The organism is Streptomyces sp. NPDC031497 (assembly GCF_055580905.1).
On sequence record NZ_JBVIKO010000002.1, the window covers coordinates 436,421 to 453,376 of the forward strand.

The following is a 16,956-nucleotide window of genomic DNA, read 5'->3' on the forward strand; positions in this document are numbered from 1 at the left end:
CGAAACCTCCGGCCGAGTGCCCAGCTGCGGGCCCCTGAAGCGCCCAAAAGCGCGCTACGCGCCCAGCGCCCGCGACACCGTGAAGATCAGCACTCCGGCCAGCGACCCCACCACCGTGCCATTGATCCGGATGAACTGCAGATCACGCCCGATGTGCGCCTCGATCTTCCGGGTGGTGTGCTCGGCGTCCCAGCCCGCCACGGTGTCGGTGATCAGGGAGGTGATCTCCTTGCGGTAGGTCGACACGACGTGCACGGCCGCGCCCTCGACCCAGCTGTCGACCTTGTTCTGGACCTTGGGTTCGTCGGCCATCCGGGCGCCCAGGGAGATCAGGGAGGCGCGGACGCGCAGCCGCAGCTCGCTGCGCTCGTCCTCGGCCGCCGAGACGATCATGGACCGTACGGCCGTCCAGGCGGACGCGATCAGGTCCTGCACCTCGCCCCGGCCCAGGACCTCGCCCTTGAGCCGCTCGACCCGGGCCCGGGTGTCGGTGTCGGACTGGAGGTCGTTCGCGAAGTCGGAGAGGAAACGGTCGAGGGCGCCGCGTGCCGGGTGCGACGGCATGTCACGCATCTCGGCGCAGAAGCGCAGCAGTTCCTTGTAGACGCGCTCGCCGACCCGCCGGTCCACGAACCGGGGCGTCCAGCCGGGCGCCCCGCCCTGGACGGCGTCCATGACGGAGTCCCCGTGCTGCACCAGCCAGTCGTACGCCCGGCTGACGACCAGGTCCACGACCCGCTTGTGACCGCCGTCGGCGACGACCCGGTCCAGCATCTTGCCGATGCCGGGGGCGATCTCCTGGGCGTCGGCCCGCCGGGTGATCGCCTCGCCGACCACGGCCTGCACGTCGGAGTCGCGCAGCACGGTCAGGGCGCCACGCAGCGCGGTCGCCAGCTCGGCCGTCACCCGGTCGGCGTTCTTCGGCTCTGCCAGCCACGCGCCGAGCCGGCCGGCGATGCCGACGGCGTGCAACCGCTGTCGTACGACGTCCTGGGAGAGGAAGTTCTCGCCGACGAACTCGCCCAGCGAGACCCCCAGCTGGTCCTTCTTCGTCGGGATGATCGCGGTGTGCGGGATGGGCAGGCCGAGCGGGTGGCGGAACAGGGCGGTCACCGCGAACCAGTCGGCGAGCGCGCCGACCATGCCCGCCTCGGCGGCCGCGGCCACGTAGTCCGCCCAGGAGCCCGCGCCCGCGCCGGACGCCCACTTGGCCAGCACGTACACCAGGGCGACGAGCAGCAGCAGGCCGGTCGCCGTGGTCTTCATACGCCGAACCCCGCGCTGGCGCTCCTCGTCGGCGGGCGTGAACGCGTTCATGGACTTGTAGGACGGGGCCGGCGGGGCCGGGGTGCCCCCCGTCCGGGCGCCCGCCCGACCGTCGCCAACCGGCGATTCCGTACGTTCCTCCATCTGCTCCACCCGTTCGCAGCCGGTCTCACCCTCATGGTGATCCCGCACATATTGTCCCTTCCTGACCTACTCCCGGAACGGAACAAGAGTTCCCGTCGTCTGTCTGTTCGGGAAATTCCGGCAGGCTGGCCCGTCAGAGGCCTGCCCTCGGTCGAGGAGAACTGAACACGCATGACCCGGCGTCACCACGGTTACGCCCTGCTCGGTGCGATCGTCGCGCTGATCGTGGCCCTGTCCACCGCCCTCTACGCCGGCGTCGCAGCCGACGACACGTCCCGGCCCACCGCCGACGCGGACGGAGCCGGCCGCCACCACGGCGTCTCGGCGGCACCCGTGTCGGCCGGTACCTGGGTCGGCGCCTGGTCGGCGTCCCCGGTGGGCGGCGAGCCGGGCACCGAGACGAACGGGCTGGCGGGCCGGTCGGTGCGCAACGTCGTGCACACGACCGCGTCCGGTACGAGTGCCCGGGTCACGCTCTCCAACCTGTACGGGCAGTCGGCGCTCACCCTCACCCACGCCTCGATCGCCCTCGCGGCCGGCCACGACACGGCCGCGGCCGACGCCGGGACGATGCGGCGGCTCACCTTCGGCGGCTCGGCGTCCGTCGTCGTACCGGCGGGCGGGCAGGTGGTCAGCGACGCGGTGGCGATCCGGGTGCCGCGCGGCGCGGACATGCTGGTCACCACGTACTCCCCGACGCCGTCCGGGCCGGTGACCTATCACCCGCGGGCCCGTCAGGTGTCGTACGTCGCGGACGGCGACCGTACGGAGGACGCGGGCGCGTCCGCGTACACCGGGCAGACGCCGTACTGGCGGTATCTCACCGCGCTGGACGTGCTGAGCGACGACTCCGACGGCACGGTGGTGGTGTTCGGGGACTCGCTGACCGACGGGATCACCTCGACGCAGGGGGCCAACCGGCGCTGGCCGGACGTGCTGGCGGGGCGGCTGCGAAGGGCTGTGGCGGGGGGTTCCGACGTGCCGCGCTACAGCGTGGTCAACGCGGGGATCAGCGGAAACCGGGTCCTCGCGGGCGGGCTCGGGCGGCCGGCGGAGAACGAGAGCGGTGTCGGCCGCTTCGCCCGTGACGTCCTGTCCCGTCCGGACGTCAAGGTCGTCGTCATCGATCTCGGGATCAACGACATCCTGCGCGACCGTCGGCTCGCCGACCCCGACGCGGTCGTCGCCGGGCTGCGCTCACTCGTCCGCGCGGCCCATGCGCGCGGGCTCGAGGTGGTGGGGGCGACGCTGATGCCCTTCCAGGGCCACCGGGGCTGGACACCTGCGAGGGAAACGGTTCGCCAGGAGATCAACGAGCGGATCCGGTCGGGGCGGGTGTACGACGCGGTGACCGACTTCGACAGGGCGCTGCGGGACCCTTACGCCCCGAACCGCCTCCGCCCCTACTACGACTCCGGCGACCACCTCCACCCCAACGACAGCGGCTTCGCGAAGATGGCCGAGGAGTTCGACCTGACCGACCTGAGGGGCGCCGGCACGACGGAACTGTAAGCAAGCCGCCCCCGCGGGCCGGTGGTCCCCCGCGGGCCGGTGGGGGCCGTTCGCGCAGTTCCCCGCGCCCCTGGGCCGGCTGGGCCGCCGTCGGTCGACAGTCCCGACACCCACTGCCTCGCCCCCCCAACTCCCGCCGCAACGGCGATCAGCCGCGACGGCGGTATCCGGCGGTCCCGGACCCGCCGGTGGTGCCCGCGAACCGGTGGGGGCCAGTGGTCCCCCGCGGGCCGGTGGGGGCCGTTCGCGCAGTTCCCCGCGCCCCTGGGCCGGCTGGGCCGCCGTCGGTCGACAGTCGCCGCGCCGAGCTAGTGGTGGCCGTGCCTTCGGCGGTCGCGTTCCTCGCGGCGGTCCTGCCGTTCGGCTCTGCGGTCCTCGCGCAACTCGTGGCGGGCCGCGTGCAGTTCGTGGCGGGAGGATCTGCGGTCCAGTTTCTCCTGGCGGCGTTCCTCCTTGAGGCGTTGGCGTTCTGCCCTGGTGACCTTGTGCTCCACCTGGACGCCGCCCCAGAAGGCGAAGCCCGTCACGATCACCCTCGGCGCGGCCGGGTCCGGCGGGGTGCCCTCCTCGCGGTGGTCGAAGCCGCCCATGATCCCGATGCCCCGCATCACGACCTCGACGCCCGGCGGCACGATCACGCTCATCCCGCCCATGATCGCGACACAGTTGATCTCGATCTCCCGGTCCGCGAAGTTCGCCTCGCGCAGGTCGATCTCGCCGCCGCCCCAGAACACGAGGCTGTTGAAGCGCTTGGGCGCCGTCCAGCGGCCCTTGCGCTGGAAGCCGGACATCACGGCAACCGCCCACGAGGACGAGCCCTCGCCGCCGACTATCCGGCTTCCCCAACTGCCGCTCTCCGCCGGGGGCTTGCTCAGCGACACCGGCACCGCCGGCGAACCGCCCGTCGCGGGGAGGTCCCTCGTGATCGGCGTCAACTCACCGTACGTGCGGGCCTTGTACGTCGCCTCCAGCCGCTCCTCGAACTCCTCCATGTCGAGGCGCCCCTCGGCGAGGGCGTCCCTGAGGATCTCGCTGACTCGTTCGCGATCGGCGTCGGAGGCGCGCAGCTCCGGGGCATCGTCGGTCATGGGTGCAGACTACGAGTTCCGGTCGCCGGGCACTATGCCGTCGTGCGCTCCGACGGGGGTCGAGGGGCATCCCCCGGTGCCCCTGATGCCCCCGGCGTCTCCAAGGAACGCAGCATCTTCGCGATGACCGTCTCGATGTCCGGTTCCCGGACGGAGAGGTCCGCCAAGGGGTACTCCGCCGCGATCCGCGCCACCAGCGGCGCCGCCGACTGGGACGCCGGGAACGCCAGCCACTGCCGCGGCCCCTCCACCTTCACCACCCGCGCCGACCCGCCCGCCTCGACCGGCGGCAGCTCCCGCTCCAGGTCCACCACCAGCATCCGTTCGCTCTCCCCCGCCTCGTGCAGGCCGGCGAGCGGACCGTCGTACATCAGCCGCCCGTGGTCGATGACCATCACGCGCGAGCACAACTGCTCGATGTCCTGGAGGTCGTGGGTGGTGAGCAGGACCGTGGTGCCGCGTTCGGTGTTCAGTTCGCGGAGGAAGTCGCGGACCTTGGCCTTGGAGATGACGTCCAGGCCGATCGTCGGCTCGTCCAGATACAGCACGTCCGGGTCGTGCAGCAGCGCCGCCACGATGTCGCCGCGCATCCGCTGGCCGAGCGAGAGCTGCCGTACCGGAACGTCCAGCAGGCTCTCCAGGGAGAGGAGTTCGACCAGACGGTCCAGGTTCTCCCGGTAACGCGCGTCGGGGATGCGGTACATGCGGTGCATCAGGCGGTACGAGTCGATCAGGGGGAGGTCCCACCACAGGGTCGTGCGCTGGCCGAAGACGACGCCGATGCGGTGGGCCAGTTTCGTACGCTCGCGGGACGGGTCGATGCCGGCCACCCGCAGCCGGCCGCCACTCGGCGTCAGGATGCCCGTCAGCATCTTGATCGTGGTCGACTTCCCGGCGCCGTTCGGGCCGATGTAGCCGACCATCTCACCGCGCGCCACCGTGAAGGAGAGCGAGTCGACCGCCCGTACCTGCCGGCGCTCCCGTTTCAGGAACCCGGCCTTCCTACGGACCTCGAAGACCTTCTCCACCTCGTCGACCTCGATGAACACCTCGCCGGCTGCACCGGCCCCGCCGGACACGTCCGACATAAGATCAGCTCTCCCCACTCCGGTCATCGGATCAGCTGCCCGTACTTCGATACGCCCTGAGGCCCGCCCGCCATGCCAGCCCCGCCAGCACGCAGCACACCACCGCCACCAGCGGCGACGACCACGCCGTCCACGCCGGCAGCCGCAGCGGATACGGCCGCCCCAGCACATACGCGGCCGGCACCCAGTTGACGAAGGCCAGCGGCAGCATGAACGTCACCCCGCGCACGAGGTCCTTCCCGAACACCGTCGGCGGGTACTGGAGCAGCGTCGTACCGCCGTACGTGAACGCGTTCTGCACCTCCGCCGCGTCCTGCGCCAGGAACTGGAAGGCCGCGCCCGCCACGAACAGAGCGCAGAAGATCGCCGCGCCGGAGGCCAGCATCAGCGGGATCAGCAGCACCTTCGCGGGCGTCCAGGCGATGCCGGCGGAGACCAGCGCCCAGCCCAGCGCCACCGCGCCCTGGGTGATCCGGCCGAGGCGGCGCAGCGCGAAGTGGTCCGCGCCTATCTGGGCCAGCACCGGGGCCGGCCGGACCAGCAGCATGTCGAAGGAGCCGTCGCGGATCCGGGTGCCCAGCACGTCCATCGAGCCCAGCACCAGGTCGGCGACGCCGAACGCGGTCGCCGACAGGCCGTACAGGAAGGCGACCTCGGGCAGCGACCAGCCGCCGAGCGAGTCGACCTGCGTGAACATCAGCAGGATCGTGGCGAGGTCCAGCCCCGTCATCAGCAGGTTCCCGGCCGTCGTGAGGGCGAAGGAGGTCCGGTAGATCATCGTGGAACGGATCCACATCGCGGCGATCAGCCGGTACGCCCGCAGCCCCGCCAGGGCACGCTCACCCACCCTGCACCACCACCCGTCGCGTCGCCGTCGACTGGAGCAGCCGCCCCGCCGCCAGCAGCGCCACCGCCCACGCGGCCTGGAAGGCCAACGCCCCCGCCACACCGGTCTCCCCCATCAGCACGTCCGCGGGCATCTGGATCTGCGCCGCCCAGGGCAGGGCGCGCGCCACCTCGCCGAGGGCGCCCGGGAAGACGTTCAGCGGCAGGGTGATGCCCGAGAAGAACACACCCGTGATCATCAGGGTCTGGGTGGCGCCCATCCCGTCCATCAGCCAGAACGCGCTCAGCGCGACCAGGTAGCGGATGCCGAAGCTGACGACCATCGCGAGAAGCAGCGCGACCAGGAAAGCGGCCCAGGTACCGGCGTCCGCGGGCAGCGCCATCGGGAAGAACACCGCGCCGACCAGGAAGGGGATCAACCCCCGTCCCAGCAACTGGAACAGCGAGCGACCCAAATCGGTCGCCAGCCACCACAGTTGAAGATCAGCCGGACGATACAGGTCGATCGCGATCGCGCCCGTACGGATACGCTCCATCAGGTCTTTTTCCATGCCCCCGCCCTGGATCGCGAGGGTCGCGTAAAGGCACTGTCCGAGCCACACATAGGTCACCGCCTGCGCCTGGTCATAGCCTCCGAGGTGCGGTTTCTCGTCCCACAGCGCCAAGTACGTGTAGACGAGGATGATCCCGAAGGCCGTATTGGTGAACACCCCGGCCGCGGTAGCCGCCCGATACGTCGCGTACCGTCTGAAACCCCCCGCCGCGACGGCCGTGTACAACCGTCCAGCGCCCACGCCAACCGACCTCCCGGACCGCCCGACACCGAAGCGCAGGAGCCTACTGCGCTGACGACATCGCAGGCCACGCAATTTCCGTGACCGAAGCGTGCCGGAATCCGGGAACGGAACGCACGGTGCGAGAGTCTTCAACAGGGGGCGCAGAAGCGTACGAGGTCGTACGGGAACGAACGTACGACGCGAAACAGGAGTCCGTGCACTACATGAGCGACGAGCCGCAGCCGCAACAGCCGAACCAGGGCGGCGGAGGCCCGACGGAACCGCCGGCCGCGGCCGAGGAGAAGCAGACCCCACCGCAGCCGGTGACCGAGGCGAAGCAGCCGGAGCCGCCCGCGGCGGCCGGGCAGGCGAGGACGGAGCAGCCACCGGCGGGCGACGGGACGACCACACCGCCGAAGGCGGCGGCCGAGGCCAGGCATAACCCGCAGGACACGCAGGACACGCAGACGCGTCAGCTCACGGCGGTCACGGTGCCGAGGGCGCGCCCGCCCGCGGCGGCCGAGAACAGACAGGACACACAGGACACGCAGGACCGGCAGGACAGCCAGGACACGCAGACACGACAGCTCGCGGCGGTCAGGACGCCGAAGGCGGAAACGCCCACGGCGGTCACCGCGGTCACCGCTCCCCTCGCGCCCACGGCGCCCGGGGCGGAGCCACCCGCGGCCGACGTGCCGACGAACGGGGGCAAGAAGAAGATGAAGCGACCCAAGCGGACCGGATGGCGGCGGATCCTCCCCACCTGGCGCATGCTGCTCGGCACCTTCGTGATCGGGGTACTCCTGCTCATCGGCCTGTTCTTCCTCGGCTACTCGATGGTGAAGATCCCGGCGGCCAACGCGTTCGCCACCAAGCAGTCCAACGTGTACCTGTACGCCGACGGCTCCCAGCTCGCCCGCGACGGCGAGGTCAACCGGGAGAACGTGGACCTCTCCCAGGTCTCCGCGGACGCCCAGCACGCCGTGCTCGCCGCCGAGGACCGCGACTTCTACACCGAGTCCGCCGTCGACCCCAAGGCGATGCTGCGCGCCGCCTGGAACACCGCGACCGGCAAGGGCACCCAGTCCGGCTCGACGATCACCCAGCAGTACGTGAAGAACTACTACCTCGCCCAGGAGCAGACCGTCACCCGCAAGGTGAAGGAGTTCTTCATCTCGATCAAGCTGGACCGCAGCGAGTCCAAGGACGAGATCCTGGAGGGCTACCTCAACACCAGCTACTTCGGCCGCAACGCCTACGGCATCCAGGCCGCCGCACAGGCCTACTACGGCAAGGACGCCACCGACCTCGACCCGGCCCGCGCCGCCTACCTCGCCGCCCTCGTCAACGCGCCCAGCGAGTACGACGTCGTCGCCCACCCCGAGAACAAGGCGGCGGCCGTCGCCCGCTGGAACTACGTCCTGGACGGCATGGTCAAGAAGGGCTGGCTCAGCGAGTCGAAGCGGGCCGGCATGAAGTTCCCGATGCCCAAGGAGCAGACCGCCTCCACCGGCATGTCCGGACAGCGCGGCTACCTCGTCGAGGCCGTCAAGAGCTACCTGATCAAGAACAAGATCGTCGACTCCGACTCCCTGGAGGCCGGCGGCTACCGCATCACCACCACCATCGAGAAGGACAAGCAGAACGCCTTCGTCAAGGCGGTCGACGACAAGCTGATCTCCCAGCTGGACAAGAAGAACAACAAGGCCGACAACTACGTGCGCGCCGGCGGCGCCTCCGTCGACCCGAAGACCGGCAAGGTCGTCGCCATGTACGGCGGCATCGACTACGTGAAGCAGTACACCAACGGCGCGACCCGCGGCGACTTCCAGGTCGGCTCCACCTTCAAGCCCTTCGTCTTCGCCTCCGCCGTCGACAACGACTCCACCACCCAGTCCGGCCAGACCATCACCCCGAACACCTACTACGACGGCACCGACAAACGCCCCGTCCAGGGCTGGAACGGCGGCACCTACGCGCCGGAGAACGAGGACGAGAAGTCGTACGGCCAGATCACCGTCCGCAAGGCCACCGACCTGTCGGTGAACGCGGTGTACGCGCAGATGGCCGTCGACGTCGGCCCGTCCAAGGTCAAGCAGACCGCCGTCGGCCTGGGCATCCCCGCCGACACCAAGGACCTCCAGCCGTACCCGTCCATCGCCCTGGGCACCGCCACCGCCAGCGTCCTGGACATGGCGGAGGCGTACGCCACACTCGCCAACCACGGCAGGCACGGCACGTACACGATGGTCGAGAAGGTCACCAAGGACGGCACGGAACAGATCAAGCTGCCCCGGTCGGTGACCAAGCAGGCCATCAGCCGCCAGGCCGCCGACACCACCACCTCGATCCTGCAGAGCGTCGTCGAGAACGGCACCGCCACCGCCGCCCAGGCCGCGGGCCGCCCCGCGGCCGGCAAGACCGGCACCGCCGAGGAGGACACCGCCGCCTGGTTCGCCGGCTACACCCCCGACCTCGCCACCGTCGTCTCCGTGATGGGCCAGGACCCGGTCACCGCCGCCCACAAGTCGCTCTACGGCGCGCTCGGCCTCGCCCGTATCAACGGCGGCGGCGCCCCCACCGAGATCTGGTCGCAGTACACCAAGGCCGCCCTGAAGGGCACCATGACCTCCGCCTTCGACCTCGACCTTCAGCCCGGCGCCGAGACCGTGGCCCCGTCCACCCAGAACCCGGCCACCCCGGGCACCGGCGGCCAGGACAACGGCGGCACCACCGGCGAGAACCAGGACAACGGCGGCACCACCGGCGACGGCCAGGACAACGGCGGCACGACGGACGGCTCCACCACCGCGGGCACCACCGACGGAGGCACCACGGACGGCTCCACCACCGACGGCTCCACCACGTCCGGCACGACGACCTCCGGCACCGACGCCGGCACGACGACCTCGGGCACCGACGCCGGCACCAACACCGGCACCACCACCGACGGCACCAGTACGGGTACGACGTCCGGGAACACCGACGCCGGCACCGACACCGGGACCACGGCGGGCGACGACGGCGGCGGCTTCGGCTTCCAGTAGCCGACCGGCATCATGCCCGGTCAGTGACTGCTGGTCGCCTTGAGTCCCACCACGGCGACCAGCAGCAGGCACACGAAGAAGATCCGCGCGGCGGTGGCCGGCTCCCCCAGCACCACCATCCCGAACACCGCCGCCCCCGCCGCCCCGATCCCCACCCAGACGCCGTACGCGGTACCGATGGGCAGGGTCCGGGCGGCGTACGAGAGCAGCAGCATGCTGGCGACGATCCCAGAGCCGGTGAACAGGCTGGGGACGAGCCGGGTGAACCCGTCGGTGTACTTCATCCCGACCGACCAGCCGACTTCGAGCAGACCGGCCACGACAAGCAGAACCCAGGCCATGAGAGACACCTCCGAGACGTTTCACTCCACGGGGTGCGTCGTCTTTGCCTTCACGGTCCCGGTACGGCGCGTCTCGTCGGGCTGGCTCCTTCGAAGATAGCAAAGGAACGACAAAGGGGCCTGGTGACCGCAGCCACCAGACCCCTTTCGGTCACTGAATCACAGATACAGGCCGGTCGAGTCCTCCGAGCCCTCGAACCGGTCGGCGGCCACCGCGTGCAGATCCCGCTCACGCATCAGGACATAGGCCACCCCGCGCACCTCGACCTCGGCACGGTCCTCCGGGTCGTACAGCACCCGGTCACCGGGCTCCACCGTCCGCACGTTCTGCCCGACCGCGACCACCTCGGCCCAGGCCAGCCGGCGCCCGACGGCCGCCGTGGCGGGAATGAGAATCCCTCCGCCCGACCGCCGCTCACCCTCACCGGTGTCCTGCTTGACCAGGACCCGGTCGTGCAGCATACGGATGGGCAGCTTGTCGTGATGGGTGTCGTTTCTGTTGGCGCTCACGCCTTTGAACCTACCTGTTTCCGCTCAGCTCTTACGCCGCCGGCTACCGAACACGAGCAGACCGACCACGCCCACGGCCACGAGCGCGACGGGCACGATACGCTCCAGGCGCGGCGCGCCCTCCTCGTCCACGAACTGGGCCCGCACATCGCTCACGACCCGGTTGACCTGGACGTAGGCCCGCCCGAGGGTGTGATCGACGTTGGCCGCGACCTTGGCCTTCGCATCGCCGACGATGGTCTTCGGATGCACCCGCACCCCGATCTCGTCCAGCGTCTCGGCCAGCACATCGCGGCGGAGCTTGATGTCCGCCTCGATCTGCGCCGGGGTTCTGGTGTCCGACGTGTCCGCCACCGTGGGCCCTCCGAAGTCTCCCGTGCTCCCTGTCCTGGACAGTCTGTCAGTTCTCGCCGCCCCCGCACTGTCAGGACCCCCCGTTACGCTGGACCGATGAGCGAGCGACTCCAGCCCGGGGACGTAGCCCCCGACTTCACCCTCCCCGACGCCGACGGCAACGAGGTGTCCCTCTCCGCCCACAAGGGCCGCAAGGTCATCGTCTACTTCTACCCGGCCGCGCTGACGCCCGGCTGCACGAAGCAGGCCTGCGACTTCACGGACAACCTCGACCTGCTGGCCGGCGCGGGCTACGACGTCATCGGCGTCTCCCCCGACCAGCCGGAGAAACTCGGCAAGTTCCGCGACAAGGAGAACCTCAAGGTCACCCTCGTCGCCGACCCCGACAAGAAGGTCCTGGACGCGTACGGCGCGTACGGCGAAAAAATGAACTACGGCAAGACCTACCTGGGCGTCATCCGCTCCACGATCGTCGTGGACGAGGAGGGCAAGGTGGAACGAGCCCTCTACAACGTCCGTGCCACCGGCCACGTAGCCAAGATCATCAAGGACCTGGGCATCTGACCCCGCACCCGCCGCCGACGGCCCGCACCAGGAACGACCTGGCGCGGGCCGTTCCCTCTTCTCCGGGCGCGACTGTCCGATAACCGGTTCGTTACTCCGTACGGGCTGCGAACGCGCGGCCGGGACGGAGGGGGCTCGATGGGGGCCAGTGCGTACACGAAGGAGCGGCTGGAGGCAGCGGCTCGGGGAGCGCGGACGCTGTCGGAGGCGCTGGGGAGGCTGGGGGTGGATCCGAAGAGCTGGAAGCGTAGATACGTCCACGAGCGGATGAAGAAGCTCGGAGTGGACGTCTCACACTTCGAGCGGGAGGGGGTCAGATGGACGAGGGAAATCCTTGAGCCAGTAGTCGCGGCGTCGACGAGCGTGAATGAGGTCCTACGGAAGCTCGGGCTCGATCCAGTCGGCGGACACCACACGAACATCTCCCGGCGTATCAGGTCCTACGGATTCGACACCTCGCACTTCACACAGGTGATCCGCACGGAACGGCAGCGGTACAACCGACGCCGCCGGACAGCCGAAGAGATCCTTGTCGAAGAGACGTCCGCACACACCACTCGCACACCTGGCACCCGCCTCAAGCGGGCGCTGCGCGAAGTGGGCATGGAGGAGCGGTGCGCCCTGTGTGGCATGGAAGGGGTTTGGCTCGGCGAACCACTCCCCCTTGAGGTCGATCACATCGACGGTAACTGGCGGAACAACCGGGTGCAGAACCTGCGTCTACTGTGTCCCAACTGTCACTCGACGACAGACAGTTATCGTGGCCGCAGCAAAGGTAGGGCTTCATGAGCGGGGGCAGGCGGTACACCCGGGAGCAGCTGACCGAGGCAGCCCGCCAGTGCACCAGTATCGACGAGGTCATCGTCCACTTCGGCACGCGGCCGTACGGCAACCTCCGCACCTACCTCCTAAGACGCTTCGCCCACTTCGGCATCGACGTCTCTCACTTCCGCCCCAGCGGCAGACTCCCTCGCCCCTCGGAATGCGACCTGCGAGCGGCGGTCTCCAACTCGACATCCCTGGCAGAAGTGCTGCGTCGCCTGGATCGCCCGGGCAACGGTTCACAGCGCGCCCAGTTACACAAGTGGATCGCCGAACACCACATCTCGACCTCGCACTTCTTGGGTCAGGCCCATCAGCGGGGCCGAACAGCCAAGAACGCCAAGCTCCCTGAGGACGTGCTGGTCCAGCACAACCGCGCACACCGAACAGCGGGCAAGCGCACACGACGTGCGCTTCTCGAAGTGGGCGTGGCCGACGAATGCGCCCGATGCGGTATCGGCCCCGAATGGCTCGGCAAGCCCATGACGCTGGAGGTCGATCACATCAACGGGGACTGGCGCGACAACCGACGGGAGAACCTGCGGTTGCTGTGCCCGAACTGTCACGCGATCACCAGCACGTGGTGTCGGGGAGGGCGGCGCGCCCCTCGTATCGCCCAGTAGAGTAGGCGGAGCTTGAGGGCCCGTATCCCAGCTGGCCAGAGGACGCCGGTTTAGGTCCGGTGTGTCGTGGGTTCGAGTCCCACCGGGCCCACAGGGAAGATTGGCCCCGCACCTTGGATTCTAAGGCGCGGGGCCTTTCTGTAAGGCTCAGCCCAACAGCTCCCGCACCACCGGCACCAGCCCCCGGAACGCCTTCCCCCGGTGGCTGATCGCGTTCTTCTCCTCCGGGCTCAGTTCCGCGCACGTCCTCGTCTCGCCCTCCGGCTGGAGGATCGGGTCGTAGCCGAAGCCGTTCGTGCCGGACGGGGTGTGGCGGAGGGCGCCTCGCAGTTGGCCCTCGACCACGCGTTCCGTGCCGTCGGGCAGCGCCAGTGCCGCCGCGCACGCGAAGTGTGCCCCCCTGTGCTCCTCGGCGATGTCCGAGAGCTGGGCCAGGAGGAGGTCCAGGTTGGCCTTGTCGTCGCCGTGGCGGCCGGCCCAGCGGGCGGAGAAGATGCCGGGCGCGCCGTTCAGGACGTCCACGCAGAGGCCGGAGTCGTCGGCCACCGCGGGGAGGCCGGTGGCCTGGGCGAGGGCGTGGGCCTTGAGGAGGGCGTTCTCGGCGAAGGTGACGCCCGTTTCCTTGACGTCGGGGATGTCGGGGTACGCGTCGGCGCCCACCAGCTCGTGGGGCAGCCCCGCCTCGGCGAGGATGGCACGGAGTTCGGTGATCTTTCCGGCGTTGCGGGTGGCGAGGATCAGGCGGGTCGTCATGACACGCAGTATCCCAAGGGCCAGGCCGGCGGGTTACGGCGTGCAGACCTTGGTCAGTTCGCCGGCCGCGTCGGTGACGGGGGTGACGTCGGGGGTCGAGTCGCCGTTCCTGATGGCCGTGCGGACGTTGTCCACGGCCTTGTCGAGGTCGTCGACGGCCTTGTTGACGTCGGCGTCGTCGGTCTTGTCGCCGATCTTCTTCAGGTTGCTCTGGATCGAGTCGAGGGAGGCGTCGGCCTGGGTGGGGTCGTTCGCGGCGTTCTCCACGGCCTGCTGGAGGTCGGTGACGCTGTCGGCGATGGAGTCGGCGGTCTGCACGCAGTCCAGGGCCTTGTTGACGGCGTCGCAGCCGGTGAGGCCGATGGTGAGTGCGGTGGTCGCGGCCACGGCGGCGATGGCGATGATGCGACGGCCTCGGCGTCGGCTGGCGGCCATGACGGTGTTCCCCTCCCGTTGTGTACGACTGGCCGGGCGCACGGCTGTTCAGGCCGTGCGCCCGTACCTATGGGGACGCGGTGTCGCCCGCTCTGGTTGCCCCGTCGTACCTCTGCTTTTTGGGTTCCCTTTACTTTGCCGGGAGGGTGGCTTCGAGGGCCGCGCGCTGGATGGCGGCGAGGTCGGTGCAGCCGGCGACGGCGAGGTCGAGGAGGGCGTTGAGTTCGTCGCGGGCGAAGGGTTCGGCCTCGGCGGTGCCCTGGACCTCGACGAAGCGGCCGTCGCCGGTGCAGACGACGTTCATGTCGGTCTCGGCCCTGACGTCCTCCTCGTAGCAGAGGTCGAGGAGGGGAACCTTGCCGACGATGCCGACGGAGACGGCGGAGACCGTGCCGGTCAGGGGCTGGCGGCCGGCCTTGATGAGCTTGCGCTCCTTGGCCCAGGTGACGGCGTCGGCGAGTGCCACGTATGCGCCGGTGATCGCCGCGGTGCGGGTGCCGCCGTCGGCCTGGAGGACGTCGCAGTCGAGAACGATGGTGTTCTCGCCGAGGGCCTTGTAGTCGATGACCGCGCGCAGGGAGCGGCCGATGAGGCGGGAGATCTCGTGGGTGCGGCCGCCGATCTTGCCCTTGACGGACTCGCGGTCGCCCCGGGTGTTGGTGGCGCGGGGGAGCATGGAGTACTCCGCGGTGACCCAGCCCTCGCCGCTGCCCTTGCGCCAGCGGGGGACACCTTCGGTGACGGAGGCGGTGCAGAAGACCTTGGTGTCGCCGAAGGAGACGAGGACGGAGCCCTCGGCGTGCTTGCTCCAGCCGCGTTCGATGGTGACCGGGCGGAGTTGTTCGGGGGTGCGGCCGTCGATTCGAGACATGGCCGTGAGCCTATCGGGAGCGGCAGAAGGGGCTCGTCCCGAGGCGGGAGGAGCCCCTTCGGGGTGAGCGGGGAGGCTCACATCATGTCCTCGATCTCCGCGGCGATCGGGTCGGCGTCGGTGCCGATGACGACCTGGATGGCGGTGCCCATCTTGACGACGCCGTGGGCTCCGGCGGCCTTCAGGGCGGCGTCGTCGACCTTCGAGGCGTCGTGGACCTCGGTGCGCAGCCGGGTGATGCAGCCCTCGATCTCATCGATGTTCTCGATTCCGCCGAGGCCGGCGACGATCTTCTCAGCCTTGCTGGCCATGTTCTTTCTCCCTGATCCGAACCGCTTTGTCGCAGTAACCCACAGTTGGCCCAACTTTTCGAGCGGCCGTGCCGCGCCTGCCGAATGATGGCGAGCACTGCGGCGGAACCGTCGTCAACTGGTCTACACCAGCGGGCGGGCGGTCGCCAAACCCCTGCGGTGGAGCCGAGCGGCCCGGAGGACGTGCCCATGAGTGCCGAGAGCGCCGACAGCACGGCGGGTCCCGCGCGGGAGCGGTGGAACGCCCTTTTCCAGGGGTTGCAGAAGATGGGCCGGAGTCTGCAGCTGCCGATCGCGGTGCTGCCGGCGGCGGGGATCCTCAACCGGCTGGGGCAGCCTGATGTGTTCGGCGACCAGGGTCTCGGCTGGACGGTTGTCTCCCAGGTGATGAAGGGCGCGGGCGGCGCGCTGCTGGACGGGTCGGTCGGGCTTCCGCTGTTGTTCTGTGTCGGGGTTGCGATCGGGATGGCGAAGAAGGCGGACGGTTCGACGGCGCTGGCGGCGGTGGCCGGGTTCCTCGTCTACTACGGGGTGCTGCACCAGTTCCCGGAGGACTGTCCGGGTGGGTCCAGGACCCTGCCGGGGATCGGCTGCCAGGTGCGCGACGGGTCGGTGTCGACGTTCACGTTCCAGAATCCGGGCGTGTTCGGCGGTATCGCCCTGGGGTTGCTGTCGGCCTTCTTCTGGGCTCGTTACCACCGCACGAGGCTGGTGGACTGGCTGGGGTTCTTCAACGGGCGGCGGCTGGTGCCGATCATCATGTCGTTCGTGGCGATCGTGTTCGCGGTGCTGTGTCTGTGGGTGTGGCCGCCGGTGGGGAGCGCGCTGGAGAGTTTCAGCCACTGGCTGCGGGACGCGGGTGCGTGGGGTGCGGGGGTGTTCGGGGTCGCGAACCGGGCGTTGCTGGTGATCGGTCTGCACCAGTTCCTGAACGTGCCCATCTGGTTCCAGTTCGGCAGTTACACCACGCCCGACGGCCGGACGGTGCACGGGGACATCAACATGTTCCTGGCGGGCGATCCGCATGCAGGCCAGTTCACCTCGGGGTTCTTCCCGATCATGATGTTCGCGCTGCCGGCGGCGGCGCTGGCCATGACGCACTGTGCGAAGCCGCATCGGCGCAAGGAGATCGGTGGTCTGATGCTGTCGGTGGCGCTGACGTCGTTCGTCACGGGGATCACCGAGCCGCTCGAGTACTCCTTCCTCTTCATCGCGCCCGTCCTGTACGCGGTGCACGCGGTGCTGACGGGGGTGTCGATGGCGGTGACCTGGGGGCTGGGGGTGCACGACGGGTTCAGTTTCTCGGCGGGGCTGATCGACTACGTCATCAACTGGAGCCTGGCGACCAGGCCTTGGGCCATCATCCCGATCGGGCTGTGCTTCGCGGCCGTCTACTACGTGATCTTCCGGTTCGCCATCACGAGGTTCGATCTGAAGACGCCGGGAAGGGAGCCGGAGGACGAAGTGGAGGATGTCACCAAGGTCTGAGGGACGGTCCACGCATGGCGTACAAAGCGTAGTTCTCCGGTTGCGGAATTGACGGGTTCCTTATAACGCCCCCATCGTGTACAACAGGTCTACACCACTGAGTGGTGTAGACCACCA

18 protein-coding genes, 1 tRNA gene and 1 riboswitch are annotated in these 16,956 nt (G+C 69.5%); of the genes, 7 read left to right on the plus strand and 12 right to left on the minus strand.

Annotated features, from left to right (window positions below; all coding sequences use genetic code 11):
• Window positions 1–54: 54 nt before the first annotated feature.
• Window positions 55–1,410 carry a DUF445 domain-containing protein gene (locus ACZ5K7_RS05260; RefSeq protein WP_468910636.1) on the minus strand — a complete coding sequence of 452 codons (1,356 nt, stop codon included), beginning with the start codon at window positions 1,408–1,410 and terminating at the stop codon, window positions 55–57.
• A 171-nt stretch (window positions 1,411–1,581) separates the two neighbouring features.
• On the opposite strand from ACZ5K7_RS05260, the gene ACZ5K7_RS05265 reads away from it, so the two are divergent.
• Entirely contained in the window at window positions 1,582–2,922 is a 1,341-nt protein-coding gene (locus ACZ5K7_RS05265; RefSeq protein ID WP_468910639.1) for an SGNH/GDSL hydrolase family protein, read from the plus strand.
• 308 nt (window positions 2,923–3,230) lie between these two features.
• Here ACZ5K7_RS05265 and ACZ5K7_RS05270 read toward each other — a convergent pair whose 3' ends face one another.
• From ACZ5K7_RS05270 to ACZ5K7_RS05285, 4 genes are read right to left on the minus strand one after another with little or no spacing between them, the layout of a single operon-like run.
• Window positions 3,231–4,010: a DUF1707 SHOCT-like domain-containing protein gene (locus tag ACZ5K7_RS05270; protein WP_468910642.1), complete on the minus strand. Its 780-nt coding sequence runs from the start codon at window positions 4,008–4,010 to the stop codon at window positions 3,231–3,233.
• Between the two features lie 32 nt (window positions 4,011–4,042).
• The gene (locus ACZ5K7_RS05275; protein ID WP_468910645.1) at window positions 4,043–5,098 is read right to left on the minus strand and encodes an ABC transporter ATP-binding protein; all 1,056 of its coding nucleotides are present in this window, start codon (window positions 5,096–5,098) and stop codon (window positions 4,043–4,045) included.
• Window positions 5,099–5,129: 31 nt separating this feature from the next.
• On the minus strand, window positions 5,130–5,894 hold the full coding sequence (locus ACZ5K7_RS05280) for an ABC transporter permease (RefSeq protein WP_468910946.1): 765 nt from the start codon (window positions 5,892–5,894) through the stop codon (window positions 5,130–5,132).
• Between the two features lie 43 nt (window positions 5,895–5,937).
• The gene (locus tag ACZ5K7_RS05285; RefSeq protein ID WP_351701176.1) at window positions 5,938–6,738 is read right to left on the minus strand and encodes an ABC transporter permease; all 801 of its coding nucleotides are present in this window, start codon (window positions 6,736–6,738) and stop codon (window positions 5,938–5,940) included.
• A 701-nt stretch (window positions 6,739–7,439) separates the two neighbouring features.
• On the opposite strand from ACZ5K7_RS05285, the gene ACZ5K7_RS05290 reads away from it, so the two are divergent.
• On the plus strand, window positions 7,440–9,767 hold the full coding sequence (locus tag ACZ5K7_RS05290; RefSeq protein ID WP_351701563.1) for a transglycosylase domain-containing protein: 2,328 nt from the start codon (window positions 7,440–7,442) through the stop codon (window positions 9,765–9,767).
• Between the two features lie 20 nt (window positions 9,768–9,787).
• Here the strand turns inward: ACZ5K7_RS05290 and sugE are convergent, their stop codons facing one another.
• From sugE to ACZ5K7_RS05305, 3 genes are all read right to left on the minus strand, one after another.
• The gene (gene sugE / locus ACZ5K7_RS05295) at window positions 9,788–10,108 is read right to left on the minus strand and encodes a quaternary ammonium compound efflux SMR transporter SugE (protein WP_468910649.1); all 321 of its coding nucleotides are present in this window, start codon (window positions 10,106–10,108) and stop codon (window positions 9,788–9,790) included.
• Window positions 10,109–10,140: 32 nt separating this feature from the next.
• Window positions 10,141–10,214, minus strand: a riboswitch (guanidine-III (ykkC-III) riboswitch).
• A gap of 53 nt (window positions 10,215–10,267) precedes the next feature.
• A complete protein-coding gene (locus tag ACZ5K7_RS05300; RefSeq protein WP_076089203.1) occupies window positions 10,268–10,570 on the minus strand; it encodes a GroES family chaperonin in 303 nt (100 codons plus the stop codon).
• Between the two features lie 72 nt (window positions 10,571–10,642).
• Window positions 10,643–10,972: a DUF3618 domain-containing protein gene (locus tag ACZ5K7_RS05305; protein WP_351701182.1), complete on the minus strand. Its 330-nt coding sequence runs from the start codon at window positions 10,970–10,972 to the stop codon at window positions 10,643–10,645.
• Between the two features lie 96 nt (window positions 10,973–11,068).
• On the opposite strand from ACZ5K7_RS05305, the gene bcp reads away from it, so the two are divergent.
• From bcp to ACZ5K7_RS05325, 4 genes are all read left to right on the plus strand, one after another.
• Window positions 11,069–11,536 (plus strand): thioredoxin-dependent thiol peroxidase, encoded by a 468-nt coding sequence (gene bcp, locus ACZ5K7_RS05310; protein WP_468910652.1) that lies wholly within the window; start codon window positions 11,069–11,071, stop codon window positions 11,534–11,536.
• 138 nt (window positions 11,537–11,674) lie between these two features.
• Window positions 11,675–12,325 (plus strand): HNH endonuclease signature motif containing protein, encoded by a 651-nt coding sequence (locus ACZ5K7_RS05315; RefSeq protein ID WP_468910655.1) that lies wholly within the window; start codon window positions 11,675–11,677, stop codon window positions 12,323–12,325.
• Window positions 12,322–12,981: an HNH endonuclease gene (locus ACZ5K7_RS05320; RefSeq protein WP_468910658.1), complete on the plus strand. Its 660-nt coding sequence runs from the start codon at window positions 12,322–12,324 to the stop codon at window positions 12,979–12,981. Before ACZ5K7_RS05315 ends, ACZ5K7_RS05320 begins: the two co-directional genes overlap by 4 nt.
• A gap of 16 nt (window positions 12,982–12,997) precedes the next feature.
• Window positions 12,998–13,072, plus strand: a tRNA-Leu gene (locus tag ACZ5K7_RS05325).
• A gap of 56 nt (window positions 13,073–13,128) precedes the next feature.
• Here the strand turns inward: ACZ5K7_RS05325 and rdgB are convergent.
• The 4 genes from rdgB to ACZ5K7_RS05345 all read right to left on the minus strand — a co-directional run bounded on the left by rdgB (window position 13,129) and on the right by ACZ5K7_RS05345 (window position 15,351).
• Complete coding sequence (rdgB, locus tag ACZ5K7_RS05330; protein ID WP_351701191.1) at window positions 13,129–13,734, minus strand: RdgB/HAM1 family non-canonical purine NTP pyrophosphatase; 606 nt, start codon at window positions 13,732–13,734, stop codon at window positions 13,129–13,131.
• 33 nt (window positions 13,735–13,767) lie between these two features.
• The gene (locus ACZ5K7_RS05335; RefSeq protein ID WP_393838553.1) at window positions 13,768–14,169 is read right to left on the minus strand and encodes a hypothetical protein; all 402 of its coding nucleotides are present in this window, start codon (window positions 14,167–14,169) and stop codon (window positions 13,768–13,770) included.
• 130 nt (window positions 14,170–14,299) lie between these two features.
• Window positions 14,300–15,040, minus strand: coding sequence for a ribonuclease PH (gene rph, locus ACZ5K7_RS05340; RefSeq protein ID WP_351701197.1), 741 nt, complete (start codon window positions 15,038–15,040; stop codon window positions 14,300–14,302).
• A gap of 77 nt (window positions 15,041–15,117) precedes the next feature.
• The gene (locus tag ACZ5K7_RS05345; protein WP_234544142.1) at window positions 15,118–15,351 is read right to left on the minus strand and encodes a PTS sugar transporter subunit IIB; all 234 of its coding nucleotides are present in this window, start codon (window positions 15,349–15,351) and stop codon (window positions 15,118–15,120) included.
• 189 nt (window positions 15,352–15,540) lie between these two features.
• Between ACZ5K7_RS05345 and ACZ5K7_RS05350 the strand changes: the two genes are divergently transcribed.
• Window positions 15,541–16,839, plus strand: a complete 1,299-nt coding sequence (locus ACZ5K7_RS05350; RefSeq protein ID WP_351701200.1) for a PTS transporter subunit EIIC — start codon at window positions 15,541–15,543, stop codon at window positions 16,837–16,839.
• The last annotated feature ends 117 nt before the right edge of the window (window positions 16,840–16,956 follow it).

Coding starts and splice junctions, on each gene's coding strand:
- ACZ5K7_RS05300 (WP_076089203.1), bottom strand. CDS start 10,570: ATGCTGCACGACCGGGTCCTGGTCAAGCAGGACACCGGTGAGGGTGAG.
- bcp (WP_468910652.1), top strand. CDS start 11,069: ATGAGCGAGCGACTCCAGCCCGGGGACGTAGCCCCCGACTTCACCCTC.
- sugE (WP_468910649.1), bottom strand. CDS start 10,108: ATGGCCTGGGTTCTGCTTGTCGTGGCCGGTCTGCTCGAAGTCGGCTGG.
- ACZ5K7_RS05265 (WP_468910639.1), top strand. CDS start 1,582: ATGACCCGGCGTCACCACGGTTACGCCCTGCTCGGTGCGATCGTCGCG.
- ACZ5K7_RS05345 (WP_234544142.1), bottom strand. CDS start 15,351: ATGGCCAGCAAGGCTGAGAAGATCGTCGCCGGCCTCGGCGGAATCGAG.
- ACZ5K7_RS05335 (WP_393838553.1), bottom strand. CDS start 14,169: ATGGCCGCCAGCCGACGCCGAGGCCGTCGCATCATCGCCATCGCCGCC.
- ACZ5K7_RS05260 (WP_468910636.1), bottom strand. CDS start 1,410: ATGGAGGAACGTACGGAATCGCCGGTTGGCGACGGTCGGGCGGGCGCC.
- ACZ5K7_RS05315 (WP_468910655.1), top strand. CDS start 11,675: ATGGGGGCCAGTGCGTACACGAAGGAGCGGCTGGAGGCAGCGGCTCGG.
- ACZ5K7_RS05280 (WP_468910946.1), bottom strand. CDS start 5,894: ATGTGGATCCGTTCCACGATGATCTACCGGACCTCCTTCGCCCTCACG.
- ACZ5K7_RS05270 (WP_468910642.1), bottom strand. CDS start 4,010: ATGACCGACGATGCCCCGGAGCTGCGCGCCTCCGACGCCGATCGCGAA.
- rdgB (WP_351701191.1), bottom strand. CDS start 13,734: ATGACGACCCGCCTGATCCTCGCCACCCGCAACGCCGGAAAGATCACC.
- rph (WP_351701197.1), bottom strand. CDS start 15,040: ATGTCTCGAATCGACGGCCGCACCCCCGAACAACTCCGCCCGGTCACC.
- ACZ5K7_RS05275 (WP_468910645.1), bottom strand. CDS start 5,098: ATGTCGGACGTGTCCGGCGGGGCCGGTGCAGCCGGCGAGGTGTTCATC.
- ACZ5K7_RS05320 (WP_468910658.1), top strand. CDS start 12,322: ATGAGCGGGGGCAGGCGGTACACCCGGGAGCAGCTGACCGAGGCAGCC.
- ACZ5K7_RS05350 (WP_351701200.1), top strand. CDS start 15,541: ATGAGTGCCGAGAGCGCCGACAGCACGGCGGGTCCCGCGCGGGAGCGG.
- ACZ5K7_RS05290 (WP_351701563.1), top strand. CDS start 7,440: ATGAAGCGACCCAAGCGGACCGGATGGCGGCGGATCCTCCCCACCTGG.